The following is a 16378-nucleotide window of genomic DNA, read 5'->3' as shown; positions in this document are numbered from 1 at the left end:
GGCTCAGCCGAAGACGTACTTGGCTGCGTGGTCGAGTCCATAGTCAATCACGGTGACCAGGCCGATCATGATGACCACGAAGACGATCACGACGGTCGTGTACGTGGTCAGCTGGTTGCGCGTGGGCCAGACGACCTTGCGGAGCTCCGCGACGATCTGGCGGTAGAAGAGGGCGAGCCGCTTCAGCGGGCCCTTCTTGGCGCGCTTGCCGCCCTTGCGGGTCTTCTTGGACTCCGGCACCTCGTCCTGGGCGTCAGGCGTGTCGAGGGAGCCCACGGCGTCCGTCATTCATCCTCACCTGGTCCCGGGTCGTGGCCGTGCCGCGCCCGGTCTGAGCCGCACGGCGGGTGCGTTGCTGTACGTACCTGCGCACACATCCTGGCGGTGTGTGTAGCAGGGCCGGAGGGACTTGAACCCCCAACCGCCGGTTTTGGAGACCGGTGCTCTACCAATTGAGCTACGACCCTTCGTGTGCCCACCAACGTACCGCATCCGGACGGGTGCTCGGTGTGCGCCGCGTGCGGTGCGGGCCGCTGAAGGCCAACGAGGTGAGAGTGTACGTGCTCCCGGGCCGGTCGTCGAACAGAAAGTGCCCGTGAGAACCGGGAACGTGAGCGGTCACCGGAAGATCACCTGGTGCGGCCGGTGGCGGAGCCGGGTGATCCGGACACCCGTTCGCGCTGCGTCCCGCACAGGTTCAGTGGGTGAAACCCGTGTGCCGGGCGCGTTTCGGGTCTGGAACGATGGGCCCATGAGCGCTGCAACCCATCCCACCGAGCGCCGGGTCTCCGCCCGCATCGGCGCGATCTCCGAGTCCGCCACTCTCGCCGTGGACGCCAAGGCCAAGGCCCTCAAGGCCGCCGGGCGTCCGGTGATCGGCTTCGGCGCGGGTGAGCCCGACTTCCCGACGCCGGACTACATCGTCGAGGCCGCCGTGGAGGCCTGCAAGAACCCCCGGTACCACCGGTACACCCCGGCCGGCGGTCTGCCCGAGCTGAAGGAGGCCATCGCCGCCAAGACGCTGCGGGACTCCGGCTACCGCGTGGAGGCCTCCCAGGTCCTCGTCACCAACGGCGGCAAGCAGGCCATCTACGAGGCGTTCGCCGCGATCCTCGACCCGGGCGACGAGGTCATCGTGCCGGCCCCGTACTGGACGACGTACCCGGAGTCGATCCGGCTGGCCGGCGGTGTCCCGGTCGACGTCGTCGCGGACGAGACGACCGGCTACCGCGTCACGGTCGAGCAGCTGGAGGCGGCCCGCACCGAGAACACCAAGGTCCTGCTCTTCGTCTCGCCCTCGAACCCGACGGGCGCGGTCTACACCCGCGAGCAGATCGAGGAGATCGGCCGCTGGGCCGCCGAGAAGGGCCTGTGGGTCCTGACCGACGAGATCTACGAGCACCTGGTCTACGGCGACGCGGAGTTCCACTCCCTGCCGGTGGTGGTGCCCGAGCTGGCCGACAAGTGCATCGTCGTCAACGGCGTCGCCAAGACGTACGCCATGACGGGCTGGCGCGTGGGCTGGGTCATCGGCCCGAAGGACGTGGTCAAGGCCGCGACGAACCTCCAGTCGCACGCCACCTCCAACGTCTCCAACGTGGCCCAGGCCGCCGCGCTCGCCGCCGTCGGCGGCGACCTGTCGGCCGTCGACCGGATGAAGGAGGCCTTCGACCGCCGCCGCCGCACCATCGTGCGGATGCTCAACGAGATCGAGGGCGTCTACTGCCCCGAGCCCGAGGGCGCCTTCTACGCCTACCCGTCGGTGAAGGCGCTGCTCGGCAAGGAGATCCGCGGCAAGCGCCCGCGGGACACGGTCGAGCTGGCCGCGCTGATCCTGGAGGAGGCCGAGGTCGCGGTCGTGCCGGGCGAGGCGTTCGGCACCCCCGGCTACCTTCGTCTGTCGTACGCGCTCGGCGACGAGGACCTCGTCGAGGGCGTCTCGCGGCTCCAGAAGCTGCTCGCGGAGGCCCGGGACTGACCCGGCCGCCCGCCACGGGGCCCCGCCGGAGCGCTCCGGCGGGGCCTCGCGTCTCTCACCGCGTGCCGCTCCGCACCGGGCGCCGCTCCCCCGCCGGACCACGCGCGAAGGCCCCGGTGGCCGCTGCGCCGCCGCCTCCGCCGGTCGTTCCACCGGCTCCCTCGCCGGTTCCTTCGCCGGGTTCCCTCACCGGGTTCCCTCGCCGGGTTCCGTCGCCGGGTTCCGTCGCCGGGTTTCTGTGTCGGGTTTCTGTGTCATTCCTTTGTGCGGGCGGGCGCCCGTAAGGGGAAACCGCTACCGGGAGCCGGGGGGCGTACGGCAGGATCACGGAATGGAGCGTGTACGTGATGTCTCTGATCTGCCGAAGGCCCATCTGCACCTGCATTTCACCGGCTCGATGCGGCCGGGCACCGTCCTGGAGCTGGCCGACAAGTACGGGGTGCGTCTGCCGGACGCCCTGACCGAGGCGCTCACCAGCGGGGAGCCACCCCAGCTGCGGGCCACGGACGAGCGCGGCTGGTTCCGCTTCCAGCGGCTGTACGACGCGGCCCGCTCCTGCCTGCGGGAGCCGGAGGACATCCGGAGGCTGGTGCGCGAGGCCGCCGAGGAGGACGTCCGGGACGGCTCGGGCTGGCTGGAGATCCAGGTCGACCCGACCTCGTACGCGCCGCGCCTGGGCGGGTTGATCCCGGCGCTGGAGATCATCCTGGACGCGGTGGAGTCGACGTCCCGGGACCTCGGCCTCGGCATGCGGGTACTGGTCGCCGCGAACCGGATGAAGCACCCGCTGGACGCGCGGACGCTGGCCCGCCTCGCGGTGCGGTACGCCGACCGGGGGGTGGTCGGCTTCGGCCTGTCGAACGACGAACGCCGCGGCATGGCGAGGGACTTCGACCGCGCGTTCCACATCGCCCGGGAGGGCGGTCTGCTGTCCGCGCCGCACGGCGGCGAGCTGACCGGCCCGGCCTCGGTCCGTGACTGCCTGGACGACCTGTATGCGACCCGGATCGGGCACGGGGTGCGCGCGGCGGAGGACCCGCGGCTGCTGCGGCGGCTCGCCGACCGGGGCGTGACCTGCGAGGTCTGCCCGGCGTCGAACGTGGCGCTCGGCGTGTACGAGAAGCCGGAGGACGTCCCCCTGCGCACCCTGTACGAGGCGGGTGTGCCGATGGCGCTGGGCGCGGACGACCCGCTGTTGTTCGGCTCCCGGCTGGCCGCTCAGTACGGGATCGCCCGCGAGCACCACGGCTTCACCGACGAGGAGCTGGCGGAGCTGGCCCGCCAGTCGATCCGCGCGTCGGCGGCCCCGGAGGACGTCCGGACCAGGCTGCTGGCCGGCGTCGACGACTGGCTGGCCGCCCCCGGCAACGGTCCCGGTCGGGGCGTCACGCCCTGACGCTGCCGCCGGGGGATGTCACCGTCCGCGCCCCGGGACGGGACGGTCGGCGGAGCGGCTCACCGGCCGGCGCCCACGGCGGTCCCTCCCGGCCGCACGACCGGCCGGAGGCCGGCTCACGGGAGGCCGGCTCACGGGAGGCCGGCTCACGGGAGGCCGGCTCAGAGATCGACTCCGACCGTGACCGGCTCGTTGACCAGGGTGATGCCGAAGGCCTCGCGGACTCCGGCGACGACCTCCCGGGCCAGGGCCAGCAGATCCTCGGTGGTGGCCGCGCCGCGGTTGGTGAGGGCGAGGGTGTGCTTGGTGGAGATCCGGGCCGGGCCGGTGCCGTGCCCCTTGGTGAAGCCGGCCCGGTCGATCAGCCAGGCCGCGGAGGTCTTGGTGCGGCCCTCGCCCGCCGGGTAGGCGGGCGGCTCGACGCCCTCGCCGAGACGCTCGCACACCCGGGCGCGGAACGCGTCGAAGGCGGTGTCGGTGAGGATCGGGTTGGTGAAGAAGGACCCCGCGGACCAGGTGTCGTGGTCCTCCGGGTCGAGCACCATGCCCTTGCCCGCCCGCAGCTTGAGCACGGTCTCGCGGGCGTCGGCGAGCGGCACCCGGTCGCCCGGCCGCACGCCGAGGGCGCGGGCGGTCTCGGCGTACCGGATCGGCGCCGACAGCCCGCCGGCGTCCTCCAGCTCGAAGCGGACGCGCAGGACGACGTACCGCTCGGGGTCGGCCTTGAAGCGGCTGTGGCGGTAGGAGAAGGCGCACTCGGCGCGGGGCAGGGTGACGGTCTCGCCGGCCCGGCGGTCGTAGGCGATCACCTCGGTGAGGGTGGCGGAGACCTCCTGGCCGTACGCCCCCACGTTCTGGATCGGCGTGGCGCCCGCCGAGCCGGGGATGCCGGCCAGGCACTCGATCCCGGCGAGGCCCGCCTCGACCGTGCGGGCGACGGCGTCCGTCCACACCTCGCCCGCGGCCAGCTCCAGCCGGGTGCCGGTGAGCTCGACGCCCCGGGTGGCGATGTTCAGGGCGGTACCGGCGAAGCCCTTGTCCCCGATGACCAGGTTCGACCCGCCGCCGATCACCAGCAGCGGGGTGCCGGCGGCGTCCGCCTCCCGCACGACGTCGATCACCTCGGCGTCGGTCGTCGCGGTGACCAGCCGGGTGGCGGGGCCGCCCAGCCGGAAGGTGGTCAGCGGGGCGAGGGGCGCGTCGTGGAGTTCCAGCACGGGCCAAGCCTACGAGACGCCTCCGACAGCGGCCGCGCCGCGCGCAGCGCGGCCGGGCGGCGGGCGGCTGCGGGCGGCCGGACAGCGGGGCCGGTCGGCGCACCGCCCCGGCCGGCCCCGCTCGCCGCCGCGGGAGCCGGCCGTCGGTGGCCGTCGGCGGGGCATCCTGGTGGTGCCGCCCGCCAGGGCCCCGGTCACCGGGGGGCCGCAGTGCCGGGGCCGGGTGCCGGTGGGCCGGGGCTCAGCCGGTGAGGCGGTTCTGGGCGTCGGGCCAGCGGACGGGCAGGCTGTCGCTCGGCACGGTCCAGGTGGCGAACTTCACGTCCCGCATCTCACCGACCAGCTCGCGCGAGGTCGGGGCGTGGGTGCCGGACCGGGCGAAGGTCTTGAGGGCGTCGGCGGACTCCCAGGCCGAGAGCGTCCAGAAGACGCGCTTCAGGGGCTGCGCCTTGAGGGTCGCGCCGTACGCGCCGGGCGCCTTGCTCACCTGCCGCCAGACTCCCGGCGTACGGGCGAGGAACTTCAGGGCGCCCCAGAAGGTCTTGGTCTCGAACCGGGAGGCGAACACGTGCGCCTCGGCGGCCTGCGGCGGGGTGTTCGGCACGGTCCAGGGCAGTGTGGGCATGTCGGGCTCCTTGTCGCGTAGGGGCGGGACGGGGCGCCGCTTCCGGTACGGCGGCCCGGGTCACCGGTGCTGGGGACGCGGGAGGCGTCGGGTCGTACGGCCGCTGCTTGCACGGACGCGGGGACGTGCGGGAGTCGGGACATCCCGGGATCGGGACGTGCGGGAGTCGGGACGTGCGGAGGTCGGACGTGCGGAGGTCGGACGTGCGGAGGTCGGGACCGGTGGTCGGGAACGGAGGTCAGGAACGGTGGTCGGGCGGTGAGGGCCCCGCCGATCACCTTCGGGACTACCCCGGACCGGGACCGGGGAGACGGCCGGATCATGAATTCGTCGGTCCGGGGGTGGCCTGCCCGGCGGCCCCCGGGTGGCTGGACGGGGTCGGGGCGTGCGGAGGGGGCGGTGGCCGGACCGGGGGACACATCGGAGGGCCGGTTCAGCGGGCGGCGCTGGGTTCGGCGCTGGGTTCGGCGCTGGGTTCGAGGACCGGGGGCGGGGTGCCGGGTGCCGGGCCCGCCGCGTCGGCCATCGCCAGCACGGTGCTGCGGCGGGCGGGGACGACCAGGGCCGCGACACCCGCGAGCGCCACGACCGCGGCGCCGACGGCCACCGAGGGGCGCAGTCCGTCGACGAAGGACTGCGCGGAGTCGTAGCCGCCGCGCGCCGAGAAGACGGAGGACATGACGGCGATGCCGAGCGCCCCGCCGACCTCGCGCAGCGCGTTGTTGGCACCGGAGGCGATGCCCTGCTCGGCGGTGGTGACGCTGGACATCACCAGCGCCGAGGCGGGCGCGAAGTACAGGGCCATGCCGATGCCGCTGAGCACCAGGCCGGGCAGCTGGGCGGCGTAGGAGGCGTCGGCGGAGGCCACGAAGGAGAGCTGGGCGAGGCCGGCGGCCTGGACGAAGAGGCCGGTGGCGACGACCGGGCGGCCTCCGATCCGGTCGGACAGCAGTCCGGCGAGAGGCGCGACGAGCACGGGCATCCCGGTCCAGGGCAGCATCCGGAGGCCGGCCTCGGTGGGCGAGTAGCCGAGCACGCCCTGGAGGTACTGGCTGAGCAGGAAGATCGAGCCGAACATGCCGAGGAACATCAGCATGCTCGCGGCGTTGATGCCGGAGAAGGCGCGGGAGCGGAACAGGCGCATCGGCAGCATGGCGTTCGGTGTGCGGCTGCCGTGCAGCACGAAGGCGGCGAGCAGGGCCGCCCCGACGAACAGGGCCGTCAGGACGCGCGGGCCGGTCCATCCGTCGACCGGGCCGCGCACCAGCCCGTAGACGATGCCGAACAGACCCGTGCTGGCCAGCAGGGTGCCCGTCACGTCCAGCCGGGCGCCGGAACCGTGGGACTCGGCGAGGCGCAGCCGGGCGAGCGGCAGCAGGGCGAGGCCGATCGGGACGTTCACCCAGAAGATCCACTGCCAGGAGACGTGCTCGGTGAGCGTGCCGCCGACGAGCGGCCCGGAAGCGACGGCGAGGCCGTTCACCGCACCCCAGATGCCGTACGCCAGCCCGCGTTTCGCGGCGGGCACGGCGGTGGTGAGCAGGGTCAGCGTGAGCGGCATCATCACGGCCGCGCCGACGCCCTGCACCGCGCGGGCGGCGATGAGCGCGTCGATGTCGGGCGCGAGGGCGGCCGCGGCGGAGGCGCCGGTGAAGACGGTGAGACCGACGGTGAACAGCCGGCGCCGGCCGAAGCGGTCCCCGAGGGCTGCTCCGGACATCAGCAGCACGGCGAAGGTGAGCGTGTAGGCGCTGACGGTCCATTCCAGGTCGTGCAGGGCGCCGCCGAGGTCCTCGCGGATCGAGGGCAGGGCGGTGGTGACGACGAGGTTGTCGAGGGCCGCCATGAATCCGGCGGCACCGGTGATGACGAGGACCCAGCCGATTCCTCCGCTGTCGCGGGCGGCCGTTGTGCTGTGGTGTGACATCTCTCCCCCAGGGATACGCCCCGAGCGGTGATTAGTTATTGCTGACTAACTTCTCTGGACAGAAAAACGGGGCCTGCGGAACGGCCCGGCCCCGGGGACCGGCCGGCCCGGGAGAGGGCCGCGGCGGACGGGACGTGCCAAACGCGGACCAGCCGGCAGGGGCCGGACGAACCGGGGCGGGCCGGACGAGCCGAGGCCGACCGGGCCGGACGAGCCGAGGCTGACCGGACCGGACGGGCCGAGGCCGACCGGGCCGGACGGGCCCGGGCGCGTCACTTCTCCGGCCGGCCGTCCTGCCCGGCCATCGGCGAGAGGCCCTCCCAGACCCGGTGCGTAGGCGGAAACCCCATGGCGACCAGGCAGTTGATGAGCATGCCGTGCGCCAGGAAGGCCGTCGTCCCGCCGGCCTCCGCCCCCAGCGCCAGATGGACGGTGTCCCACAGCCGGGTCCAGCCGGCCCGGACCGCCTCGCCGAGTTCGTGGTCGCCCTCCTGCTCGGCCGCGCCCACCGCTACGTACATCTGCATCTGCATCATCAGCCGCTCGGGACGCTCGGCGATGACCCTGGTGTACGCGTTGGCCATGGCGTGCAGGGCACGCTCGCCCTCCAGCCCCTCGGCCGCCTCGCGGAAGGTGCGGATGGTGTCCTCCACGCAGCGCTCGGCCGCCGCGAGGAAGATCGCCTTCTTGCCGGGAAAGAGCCGGAAGAGATACGGCTGCGAGACACCGACGCGCTTGGCGATCGCCTCGGTGGACGTGCCGTGGTAGCCGCCGCGGGCGAACTCCAGCGTGGCGGCGCGGATGACGCTCTCGCGCCGTTCCTCTGCGCTCATCCTGACCATGCCTAGAAGTTAGTACTCAATCACTAACTTAGTCAAGCGGGGCTCCGCGCGCGTCCGAGAGAGCTCCGGCCGCACCGTGGGGGCGTCCTCCCGGGAGGACGCCCCCACGGACGGGTCCCTGTCGGGCATCGGGCACCGCCCGGTCCTGGCACAGACACCCGAGGCTCACCCGGGGCCGGGCACCCGCACAGGACCGGGCGCCCGCAGACGGCAGATCCGGATCCGGGACGAAGGGGCTCCGGACCGACCCGAGGCACGTCCGGGATCCGACCCGGCCCGAACCGAGGTCCGGGTCCGGCACGGGGCAGGTCCGGGTCCGGCACGGGGCAGGTCCGCGTCAGGCCAGCCGCACGACGGCGCGCGGCATGGCGAGGACCTTCTCGCCGCCGCTGGTGACGGTGAGGTCCACGCGGACGGTCAGGTCGTCGAGCTTGGCCGCGACCTTGCCGCTGACCTCGATCTCGGCACCCCGGTCGTCGTCGGGGACCACGACGGGCTTGGTGAAGCGGACGCTGTACTCGACGAGCGCGCCCGGGTCCCCCACCCAGTCGGTCACCACACGGGCGGCCTCGGCCATGGTGAACATGCCGTGCGCGATGACGTCCGGCAGCCCGACCTCCCGGGCGAACCGCTCGTTCCAGTGGATCGGGTTGAAGTCGCCGGAGGCCCCCGCGTAGCGGACGAGGGTGGCCCGCGTCACGGGAAAGGTCCGGGCGGGCAGTTCGGTACCGACCTCGACGTCGGCGTACGCGATCTTCGCGGTCATCTGCTGCTCACGCCTCCTCGGCCGCGCGGGCCACGAGCTTGGTCCAGGCGGTCACGACGTGCTCGCCGGCCTCGTCGCGCACCTCGCCGCGGACGTCCACGAAGTCGTTGCCGGCCATCGACTTGATGCGCTCGATGGTCGAGGTCACCGTCAGCCGGTCGCCGGCCCGCACCGGGCGGGTGTAGGCGAACTTCTGGTCGCCGTGCACGACACGGTCGTAGTCCAGACCCAGTGCGGGATCGTGGACGACGTCCCGGGCGGCCTTGAAGGTGATCGCGAACACGAACGTCGGCGGCGCGATCACGTCGGCGTGCCCGAGCGCCTTCGCGGCCTCGGGGTCCGTGTACACCGGATGCGAGTCGCCGATGGCCTCCGCGAACTCCCGGATCTTCTCCCGGCCCACTTCGTAGGGCTCGGTGGGCGGGTAGGTGCGCCCCACGAAGGACTGGTCCAGTGCCATGGGATCGGCGCCTCCTGGTCTCAGCTGCGGTCGTACGAGTCGAACGTCTGACGTCGAACGGGTCGAACGGGTCGAGCGGGTCGAGCGGGTCGAGCAAGGTGTCGCGTCCGGCCGCCCGCGCCACGGTGCGGCGTCCGGCGGCCGAAACGGCACGAGGCCGCCCCCCTGGTACAGCGGGGGCGGCCTCGTGTGTGAGTCTGATTCAGCGCGTCTCGCGGTGCGCGGTGTGCGCATTGCAACGCGGGCAGTGCTTCTTCATCTCAAGACGGTCCGGGTTGTTACGCCGGTTCTTCTTGGTGATGTAGTTCCGCTCCTTGCACTCCACGCAGGCCAGCGTGATCTTCGGGCGGACGTCGGTGGCAGCCACGTGAGTGCTCCTTGACGAACGGGTAGGGTTTAACGCAAGAAAGAGTAGCCGATCGAAGGACCGACCCCGCAATCGGCTACTGTTAGTAGCGGTGACCGGACTTGAACCGGTGACACAGCGATTATGAGCCGCTTGCTCTACCGACTGAGCTACACCGCTGCGGTGGGATCGGTTCCCGCCTCGCGACGGAAACCTCACTCACCAGAGCCCCAAAACGGAATCGAACCGTTGACCTTCTCCTTACCATGGAGACGCTCTGCCGACTGAGCTATTGGGGCGAGCGAGGAAGACATTACACGGTCCGCGGCCGTTCACCCAAATCCGTAAACCGGGCACCCCGCGGCCCCTCGCCACCCCGCTCCCGGCCGCCCTTCCCGCACCATCCGTCCCTGCGCCGCGCCCGGGCCCACCTGGGACCACACCGGTACGACTATTGCGCTCCTCCCGGTCCCGGGGCGGCTGCCGCCCTAGGCTCGACCCACCCTGCGTGATCTTTCGGCACCGCGCAGGAGGAGCCTCCGCAGCGCGCCGCACGACACCCCACCCGCCCCATGACCCGCCCCATACGTCCTCACGAGTTCTCCTGGAGCGCGATGCCCGACAGCCAGCCGCAGCCGCCGTCCCCGTCGCCCTCGCCAGGCCCCTCGGGGCAGGCCGACTCGCTCCTGCTGTGCGGGGCCCGGCTGACCGACGGCCGGACCGTGGACGTACGACTGGGCGGCGGGCGCATCGAGGCGGTCGGCACGACCGGCAGCCTCGGCGGCCCCCGGCGCGGCGCCGGCGCGCGCGTCGACCTCAGCGGCTACCTCCTGCTGCCGGCCCCGGCCGAACCGCACGCCCACGGCGACACCGCGCTCACCGCCGACGAGGACGGCCCCGTCTCCCACGACCCGCGCGAGGTACAGCGCCGTGCCACCGAGGCGGCCCTGCTGCAACTCGGCCACGGGGCGACGGCCCTGCGGTCGCACGTCCGGGTGGGCGACGTCCAGGGCCTCGGCGCCCTCGGTGCGGTCCTGCAGGCCCGGCGCTCACTGCGCGGCCTCGCCGAACTGACCACGGTCGCCGTGCCCCGGCTGCTGACGGGCGTGGCCGGGGCGGACGGACTCGCGATACTGCGGGACGCGGTCAAGATGGGCGCCTCCGTGGTGGGCGGCTGCCCCGACCTCGACCCCGACCCGACCGGCTACGCCGAAGCCGTCCTGGAGGTCGCCTCCGAGCACGGCTGCCCCGTCGACCTGCACACCGACGCCGACGACCCGGCCCGGCTCGCCCGCCTCGCCGCGATGGCCGGCGGGCTGCGGCCGGGAGTGGCGCTGAGCCCCTGCGCGGGTCTGGCCCGGCTGCCCGAGGAGATCGCCGCGCGCACCGCGGACCAGCTCGCGGCGGCCGGGGTGGGTGTCGTCTGCCTGCCGCAGGGCGGCTGCGCGGGCGCCGACCGCCGCGGCACGGCACCGGTGCGCCTGCTGCGCGCGGCCGGGGTCCGCGTCGCCGCCGGCAGCGGCGCCCTGCGGGACACCGCCAACCCGGTGGGGCGCGGAGACCCCCTGGAGGCGGCCTATCTCCTCTCCTCCCGCTACGGGCTGCGCCCCGAGGACGCCTACGACGCCGTCAGCGCCCACGCGCGGGCCGTACTGGGCCTGCCCGGGGTACGGGTCGAGGCGGGCTTCCCGGCCGAACTCCTCGCCGTACGCGGGGAGCGCCTGTCGGGCGCGCTGTCGCTGGCGTACAGCCGGATCGTCATCCACCGGGGCCGGGTGGTGGCCCGCACCAGCGCGGTGCGCGAGTACTGCAACTCGGCCGTGGCGGCGGAACTCGGGCTGCCCCGGCAAGGGCGCGGCGAGGTGTCGTAGACCGGACGGCGGTGCGGCACGCGGGCGCGTCCACCTGCCCGGTGCCCACCGGAAGGAACGCGGGTGTTCGAGTCGCGCGGCGGTGGAGGGCTTTCCGGCGTACGGTCGGAGACATGCGCATTGTCATCGCTGGAGGTCATGGTCAGATCGCGCTGCGCCTGGAGAGGCTGCTCGCCACGCGCGGCGAGGAGGTGGCGGGCATCATCCGCAGAGCCGAGCAGGGCGACGCGTTGCGGGCGGCTGGTGCCGAACCGGTGCTGCTGGACCTGGAGTCGGCATCGGTGGAGGGGGTCGCGGCACACCTGCAGGGCGCGGACGTGGCGGTGTTCGCGGCGGGCGCGGGGCCCGGCAGCGGGGCGGGCCGCAAGGACACGGTGGACAAGGGGGCGGCCGTGCTGTTCGCGGACGCGGCGGTCCGGGCCGGTGTGCGGCGCTTCCTGATGGTGTCCTCGATGGGCGCGGACCCGCATCACGAGGGCGACGAGGTGTTCGACGCGTACCTGAGGGCGAAGGGTGCGGCGGACGAGCATGTGCGACGCCAGGACGCGCTGGACTGGACGGTGCTGCGCCCGGGTTCCCTGACGGACGACGCGGGCACCGGCCTGGTGCGGCTGGAGGCGCGCACGGGCCGCGGGCGGATCTCCCGGGACGATGTGGCGGCCGTCCTCGCGGAGCTGATCGAGACGCCCGCGACGGCCGGACTGACCCTGGAACTGGTCGCCGGTTCCACCCAGGTCCCGGTCGCCGTGAAGGCCGTGGCCGGGAACTGACCTCAGAACAGCGGCAGTTGCCCCGGGAACTCCGGCGCAGTCCAGCCGTCCAACGACGGCTGGACCGTGCCGAGTTGCGCCGGATGCCGGGATCCGGGGCAGGAGACGAGCCGGTCGCCCTCCCGCACCCCGGGCGGATCGTGCCGGGCGAACCGTCCTGCCACGACGGCGATGTCACGGTGGCACACGGGGCAGTTCCTGCGGCGGGACGACGGCATGGGACCAGTGTGCCCGCCGGGTCCGACATCCCCGGCCCCGGCACGGCGCGCGGTGCCCGCACGGCGCGCAGCCCCGGAACGGCGCGAGGCACTGGCACGGGGCGCGGCACGGGGACGGGGCACGGCAGGCGGCAGGTGCGGCACACAAACACATGACGGGCGCACCCGGACGGCGTCCGGGTGCGCCCGACCGAACGGCGCCCGGGACGCCCGTCCACGGATCTCGGGCGGGAGCATGGATGGACGGGAGCGTCGGACGCGAACAGTCACCGGGAGCGCCCACCGGGAACACGAGGAAGACCCTCACCGTCGGTACGGAGAGGGTCTTCCTGCAGTGTGGCGGCGCCAGGATTCGAACCTGGGTAGGCTAAGCCGACGGATTTACAGTCCGCTCCCATTGGCCACTCGGGCACACCGCCATGGGTTCGCTGCCGGGATCCGCTGGTCGGCGGTGCTCCGTGGCAACGACGTAAACAATACCTGATGCCGGGGGGTGCTCCGCCACCCGGTTGATCAGTGCGCAGATCACCGGTGCTGCGACCGGGAAGGCTCACCGGCTCGCGGCGCCCGGCAGAGCCTCCCGGCCGCAGCACTAGGCTTGAGGCGTATCGACACCGCCACACACAGCATTCGAGCAAGGAGCCACACGTCATGGCCGACTCCAGTTTCGACATCGTCTCCAAGGTCGAGCGGCAGGAGGTCGACAACGCCCTCAACCAGGCCGCCAAGGAGATCTCCCAGCGTTACGACTTCAAGGGCACCGACGCGTCGATCTCCTGGCAGGGCGAGAAGATCCTGATGTCGGCGAACGGCGAGGACCGGGTCAAGGCGATCCTCGACGTCTTCCAGTCCAAGCTGATCAAGCGCGGCATCTCGCTGAAGTCGCTGGAGGCGGACGAGCCGCAGCTCTCCGGCAAGGAGTACAAGATCTTCGCGTCGATCCAGGAAGGCATCTCCCAGGAGAACGCCAAGAAGGTCGCGAAGATCATCCGCGATGAGGGTCCCAAGGGGGTCAAGGCCCAGGTGCAGGGCGACGAGCTCCGGGTCACTTCCAAGAGCCGCGACGACCTCCAGACCGTCATCGCCCTGCTCAAGGGCAAGGACTTCGACTTCGCCCTTCAGTTCGTGAACTACCGGTGACCCGACGGCCGGGCGGGGTGGCGGTCCGGGGCGGCCCGGACCGTCCGGGGCTTCCCGGACGGTCGGGGTGCCACCCGCGGTGCCGCCTCCGCCCGGCCGTGAACGGGGGCGTCTTCTTCCTCCGTTAGGGTGCGCCGCATGACGCAACCCACCGCCCCCGGCCCAGGCCTGCGCCGCACGCTGGGTGTCGGCGACGCCGTCGTCATCGGCCTCGGCTCGATGATCGGCGCGGGCGTGTTCGCCGCGCTCGCCCCGGCCGCGCGGGCCGCCGGCTCCGCGCTGCTGCTCGGGCTGGCGCTGGCCGCGGTGGTCGCCTACTGCAACGCCACCGCGTCCGCGCGGCTGGCCGCGCGGTATCCCGCCTCGGGCGGCACCTATGTGTACGGGCGCGAACGCCTCGGACCGTTCTGGGGCTATCTCGCCGGCTGGTCCTTCGTCGTCGGCAAGACCGCGTCCTGTGCGGCGATGGCCCTCACCGTCGGCTTGTACGTCTGGCCGGGCCAGGCGCACGCCGTCGCGGTGGCCGCCGTCCTCGCGCTGACCGCCGTCAACTACGGCGGCGTGCAGAAGTCCGCCCTGCTGACCCGGGCGATCGTCGCAGTCGTGCTGGCGGTGCTCGCGCTCGTCGTGGCCGTCTGTCTGGGCTCCGGCGACGCCGAGGCCGCGCATCTCGATCTCGGCGCGGGGGACGGCGTCGGAGGGCTCCTCCAGGCGGCCGGGCTGCTGTTCTTCGCCTTCGCCGGGTACGCCCGCATCGCCACGCTCGGCGAGGAGGTGCGCGATCCCGCGCGTACGATCCCACGCGCGATTCCGCTCGCTCTGGGCATCGCACTGGCCGTGTACGTCTGCGTGGCCGTCGCGGTGCTGGCCGTGCTGGGACCGGCCGCGCTCGGGCGGTCGGACGCCCCGCTGGCGGACGCGGTACGCGCAGCCGGGCTGCCCGCACTGGTGCCGGTCGTCCGGGTGGGCGCGGCCGTCGCCGCCCTCGGCTCGCTGCTCGCGCTGATCCTCGGCGTCTCGCGCACGACCATGGCGATGGCCCGCGACGGCCACCTCCCACGCCCGCTCGCCGCCGTCCATCCCCGCTTCCAGGTGCCGCACCACGCCGAACTCACCGTGGGCGCGGTCGTCGCCGTCCTCGCCGCCACCGCCGACCTGCGCGGCGCGATCGGCTTCTCCTCGTTCGGCGTGCTGGCCTACTACGCCCTGGCGAACGCCTCCGCCTGGACGCTCGACGTGTCCCCGCGGGCTCGCGCCCTGCCCGCGCTGGGGCTGCTCGGGTGCGGCGTGCTGGCGTTCTCACTGCCCCGGACCTCGGTGATCGCGGGGTCAGCGGTGATCGCCGCCGGGGCTCTCCTCCACGGACTGCGCCACCGCCGCCCCAGGGCATGAAGGACGTGCGCCGCCGGGCGCGCCGGACTCCGGGCAGGTCCGCTCCGACGCCCCGAGGAGCGGCGGTGACAGCCGGTCAGCAGGCACCGAGCGCCCTGCCGGCCCGTGGTGAACACCCGGTCAGCGCGTGGCGAACGGCCGGTCCGTCGGGACGATCTCGCGGCCCAGCGGCAGCAGCGACACCGGTATGAGCTTGAAGTTGGCGATACCGAACGGAATCCCGATGATCGTCAGGCACAGGGCGATGCCCGTCGCGATGTGCGTGAGCGCGAGCCACCATCCGGCCAGCAGCAGCCACAGCACGTTGCCCAGGCAGGAGGGTGCGCCCGCGTCACGGCGCTCCACTGTGGTGTAGCCGAACGGCCAGAGCGCGTACACGCCGATTCTGAATGCGGCGATCCCGAACGGAATGCCGATGATCGTGATGCAGAGCAGCAGGCCCGCGGCCAGGTAGCCGAGGAAGAGCCAGAAGCCGCTCAGGACGAGCCAGATGATGTTCAGGACGAGTTTCATCGGCGGGGACCTGCCATCTGTTCGAGGCGCGCGATGCGCTCTGTCATGGGGGGATGCGTCGAGAACATCCGGGACATGCCCTGGCCGGGGCGGAACGGGTTGGCGATCATCATGTGACTCGCGGTCTCGATCCGCGGTTCCGGGGGCAGCGGCAGCTGCCTGGTCCCGGATTCGAGCTTGCGCAGGGCGGAGGCGAGGGCGAGGGGGTCGCCCGTGAGCCGGGCTCCGGAAGCGTCGGCCTCGTACTCGCGGGAGCGGCTGATGGCCAGTTGGATGAGGGAGGCGGCGATCGGGCCCAGGATCATGATCAGCAGCAGGCCGAGAAGACCGGGGCCGTCGTCGTCGCTGGAGCGGCCGACCGGGATCAGCCAGGCGAAGTTGACCAGGAACATGATCACCGAGGCGAGGGCTCCGGCGACCGAGGAGATGAGGATGTCCCGGTTGTAGACATGGCTGAGCTCGTGGCCGATGACGCCGCGCAGTTCACGCTCGTCCAGCAGGCGCAGGATGCCTTCCGTGCAGCACACGGCGGCGTTGCGGGGGTTGCGCCCGGTGGCGAAGGCGTTCGGCGCCTCCGTCGGGGAGATGTACAGGCGGGGCATGGGCTGGCGGGCCTGGGTGGAGAGCTCGCGGACCATGCGGTAGAGCGCGGGCGCCTCGAACTCGCTGACCGGACGGGCCCGCATCGCGCGCAGCGCCAGTCTGTCGCTGTTCCAGTACGCGTACGCGTTCGTGCCGAGCGCGATCAGCAGCGCGACGATCAGGCCGGTACGGCCGAAGAAGCTGCCGATGACGATGATGAGTGCGGACAGCCCTCCGAGGAGTGCTGCGGTCCTCAACCCGTTGTGCCGGCGGTGCACGGTACGCCCTCCAAGTCGTGCGGCAGGGGAACCCTTCGCTGTGTGATCTCCGATGCC

At 72.8% G+C, this 16378-nt stretch carries 17 protein-coding genes and 4 tRNA genes; 6 read left to right on the top strand and 15 right to left on the bottom strand.

Annotation, left to right across the window (positions count from 1 at the left end):
• Window positions 1-3: 3 nt before the first annotated feature.
• Both secE and AC5K6T_RS00755 read right to left on the bottom strand, forming a co-directional pair.
• A complete protein-coding gene (gene secE / locus AC5K6T_RS00760) occupies window positions 4-288 on the bottom strand; it encodes a preprotein translocase subunit SecE (protein ID WP_493204796.1) in 285 nt (94 codons plus the stop codon).
• A 106-nt stretch (window positions 289-394) separates the two neighbouring features.
• A tRNA-Trp gene (locus AC5K6T_RS00755) sits at window positions 395-467 on the bottom strand.
• A 284-nt stretch (window positions 468-751) separates the two neighbouring features.
• Here AC5K6T_RS00755 and AC5K6T_RS00750 point away from each other — a divergent pair.
• Window positions 752-1978 (top strand): pyridoxal phosphate-dependent aminotransferase, encoded by a 1227-nt coding sequence (locus tag AC5K6T_RS00750; RefSeq protein ID WP_493204795.1) that lies wholly within the window; start codon window positions 752-754, stop codon window positions 1976-1978.
• 331 nt (window positions 1979-2309) lie between these two features.
• Window positions 2310-3374, top strand: coding sequence for an adenosine deaminase (locus AC5K6T_RS00745; RefSeq protein ID WP_493204794.1), 1065 nt, complete (start codon window positions 2310-2312; stop codon window positions 3372-3374).
• Between the two features lie 161 nt (window positions 3375-3535).
• Here the strand turns inward: AC5K6T_RS00745 and AC5K6T_RS00740 are convergent, their stop codons facing one another.
• The 9 genes from AC5K6T_RS00740 to AC5K6T_RS00700 all read right to left on the bottom strand — a co-directional run bounded on the left by AC5K6T_RS00740 (window position 3536) and on the right by AC5K6T_RS00700 (window position 9856).
• On the bottom strand, window positions 3536-4591 hold the full coding sequence (locus AC5K6T_RS00740) for a UDP-N-acetylmuramate dehydrogenase (RefSeq protein WP_493204793.1): 1056 nt from the start codon (window positions 4589-4591) through the stop codon (window positions 3536-3538).
• Window positions 4592-4832: 241 nt separating this feature from the next.
• Window positions 4833-5216: a DUF3291 domain-containing protein gene (locus tag AC5K6T_RS00735; RefSeq protein ID WP_493204792.1), complete on the bottom strand. Its 384-nt coding sequence runs from the start codon at window positions 5214-5216 to the stop codon at window positions 4833-4835.
• A 433-nt stretch (window positions 5217-5649) separates the two neighbouring features.
• A complete protein-coding gene (locus AC5K6T_RS00730; RefSeq protein ID WP_493204791.1) occupies window positions 5650-7143 on the bottom strand; it encodes a DHA2 family efflux MFS transporter permease subunit in 1494 nt (497 codons plus the stop codon).
• Window positions 7144-7415: 272 nt separating this feature from the next.
• Complete coding sequence (locus AC5K6T_RS00725) at window positions 7416-7985, bottom strand: TetR/AcrR family transcriptional regulator (RefSeq protein WP_493204790.1); 570 nt, start codon at window positions 7983-7985, stop codon at window positions 7416-7418.
• A 337-nt stretch (window positions 7986-8322) separates the two neighbouring features.
• Window positions 8323-8751 carry a MaoC family dehydratase gene (locus tag AC5K6T_RS00720; RefSeq protein ID WP_493204789.1) on the bottom strand — a complete coding sequence of 143 codons (429 nt, stop codon included), beginning with the start codon at window positions 8749-8751 and terminating at the stop codon, window positions 8323-8325.
• 7 nt (window positions 8752-8758) lie between these two features.
• Window positions 8759-9211: an FAS1-like dehydratase domain-containing protein gene (locus tag AC5K6T_RS00715; RefSeq protein ID WP_493204788.1), complete on the bottom strand. Its 453-nt coding sequence runs from the start codon at window positions 9209-9211 to the stop codon at window positions 8759-8761.
• Between the two features lie 202 nt (window positions 9212-9413).
• A complete protein-coding gene (gene rpmG, locus AC5K6T_RS00710) occupies window positions 9414-9578 on the bottom strand; it encodes a 50S ribosomal protein L33 (RefSeq protein ID WP_003948671.1) in 165 nt (54 codons plus the stop codon).
• Window positions 9579-9664: 86 nt separating this feature from the next.
• Window positions 9665-9737: transfer RNA gene (locus tag AC5K6T_RS00705), tRNA-Met, on the bottom strand.
• Window positions 9738-9783: 46 nt separating this feature from the next.
• Window positions 9784-9856: transfer RNA gene (locus AC5K6T_RS00700), tRNA-Thr, on the bottom strand.
• A 315-nt stretch (window positions 9857-10171) separates the two neighbouring features.
• Here AC5K6T_RS00700 and AC5K6T_RS00695 point away from each other — a divergent pair.
• Window positions 10172-11428, top strand: coding sequence for an amidohydrolase family protein (locus AC5K6T_RS00695; RefSeq protein WP_493204787.1), 1257 nt, complete (start codon window positions 10172-10174; stop codon window positions 11426-11428).
• Window positions 11429-11541: 113 nt separating this feature from the next.
• Window positions 11542-12198 (top strand): SDR family oxidoreductase, encoded by a 657-nt coding sequence (locus AC5K6T_RS00690; protein ID WP_493204786.1) that lies wholly within the window; start codon window positions 11542-11544, stop codon window positions 12196-12198.
• Between the two features lie 2 nt (window positions 12199-12200).
• On the opposite strand, the gene AC5K6T_RS00685 is transcribed toward AC5K6T_RS00690, so the two are convergent.
• Together AC5K6T_RS00685 and AC5K6T_RS00680 are read right to left on the bottom strand one after the other, a co-directional pair.
• A complete protein-coding gene (locus tag AC5K6T_RS00685) occupies window positions 12201-12416 on the bottom strand; it encodes a hypothetical protein (RefSeq protein WP_493204785.1) in 216 nt (71 codons plus the stop codon).
• Window positions 12417-12753: 337 nt separating this feature from the next.
• Window positions 12754-12835, bottom strand: a tRNA-Tyr gene (locus tag AC5K6T_RS00680).
• Between the two features lie 232 nt (window positions 12836-13067).
• Between AC5K6T_RS00680 and AC5K6T_RS00675 the strand changes: the two genes are divergently transcribed.
• Together AC5K6T_RS00675 and AC5K6T_RS00670 are read left to right on the top strand one after the other, a co-directional pair.
• Window positions 13068-13556 (top strand): YajQ family cyclic di-GMP-binding protein, encoded by a 489-nt coding sequence (locus AC5K6T_RS00675; protein WP_493204784.1) that lies wholly within the window; start codon window positions 13068-13070, stop codon window positions 13554-13556.
• Window positions 13557-13694: 138 nt separating this feature from the next.
• Window positions 13695-14948, top strand: coding sequence for an APC family permease (locus AC5K6T_RS00670; RefSeq protein WP_493204783.1), 1254 nt, complete (start codon window positions 13695-13697; stop codon window positions 14946-14948).
• A 120-nt stretch (window positions 14949-15068) separates the two neighbouring features.
• On the opposite strand, the gene AC5K6T_RS00665 is transcribed toward AC5K6T_RS00670, so the two are convergent.
• Together AC5K6T_RS00665 and htpX are read right to left on the bottom strand one after the other, a co-directional pair.
• A complete protein-coding gene (locus tag AC5K6T_RS00665; RefSeq protein ID WP_493204782.1) occupies window positions 15069-15461 on the bottom strand; it encodes a YccF domain-containing protein in 393 nt (130 codons plus the stop codon).
• A complete protein-coding gene (gene htpX, locus AC5K6T_RS00660; protein WP_493204781.1) occupies window positions 15458-16321 on the bottom strand; it encodes a zinc metalloprotease HtpX in 864 nt (287 codons plus the stop codon). The genes AC5K6T_RS00665 and htpX overlap by 4 nt, the downstream gene beginning before the upstream one ends.
• Window positions 16322-16378 lie beyond the last annotated feature (57 nt).

The organism is Streptomyces sp. B8-7, from assembly GCF_058833805.1.
This window is presented reverse-complemented; position numbering and strand designations above follow the sequence as displayed.

Coding starts and splice junctions, on each gene's coding strand:
- secE (WP_493204796.1), bottom strand. CDS start 288: ATGACGGACGCCGTGGGCTCCCTCGACACGCCTGACGCCCAGGACGAG.
- AC5K6T_RS00750 (WP_493204795.1), top strand. CDS start 752: ATGAGCGCTGCAACCCATCCCACCGAGCGCCGGGTCTCCGCCCGCATC.
- AC5K6T_RS00745 (WP_493204794.1), top strand. CDS start 2,310: ATGGAGCGTGTACGTGATGTCTCTGATCTGCCGAAGGCCCATCTGCAC.
- AC5K6T_RS00735 (WP_493204792.1), bottom strand. CDS start 5,216: ATGCCCACACTGCCCTGGACCGTGCCGAACACCCCGCCGCAGGCCGCC.
- AC5K6T_RS00730 (WP_493204791.1), bottom strand. CDS start 7,143: ATGTCACACCACAGCACAACGGCCGCCCGCGACAGCGGAGGAATCGGC.
- AC5K6T_RS00725 (WP_493204790.1), bottom strand. CDS start 7,985: ATGGTCAGGATGAGCGCAGAGGAACGGCGCGAGAGCGTCATCCGCGCC.
- AC5K6T_RS00720 (WP_493204789.1), bottom strand. CDS start 8,751: ATGACCGCGAAGATCGCGTACGCCGACGTCGAGGTCGGTACCGAACTG.
- AC5K6T_RS00715 (WP_493204788.1), bottom strand. CDS start 9,211: ATGGCACTGGACCAGTCCTTCGTGGGGCGCACCTACCCGCCCACCGAG.
- AC5K6T_RS00695 (WP_493204787.1), top strand. CDS start 10,172: ATGCCCGACAGCCAGCCGCAGCCGCCGTCCCCGTCGCCCTCGCCAGGC.
- AC5K6T_RS00690 (WP_493204786.1), top strand. CDS start 11,542: ATGCGCATTGTCATCGCTGGAGGTCATGGTCAGATCGCGCTGCGCCTG.
- AC5K6T_RS00685 (WP_493204785.1), bottom strand. CDS start 12,416: ATGCCGTCGTCCCGCCGCAGGAACTGCCCCGTGTGCCACCGTGACATC.
- AC5K6T_RS00675 (WP_493204784.1), top strand. CDS start 13,068: ATGGCCGACTCCAGTTTCGACATCGTCTCCAAGGTCGAGCGGCAGGAG.
- AC5K6T_RS00670 (WP_493204783.1), top strand. CDS start 13,695: ATGACGCAACCCACCGCCCCCGGCCCAGGCCTGCGCCGCACGCTGGGT.
- AC5K6T_RS00665 (WP_493204782.1), bottom strand. CDS start 15,461: ATGAAACTCGTCCTGAACATCATCTGGCTCGTCCTGAGCGGCTTCTGG.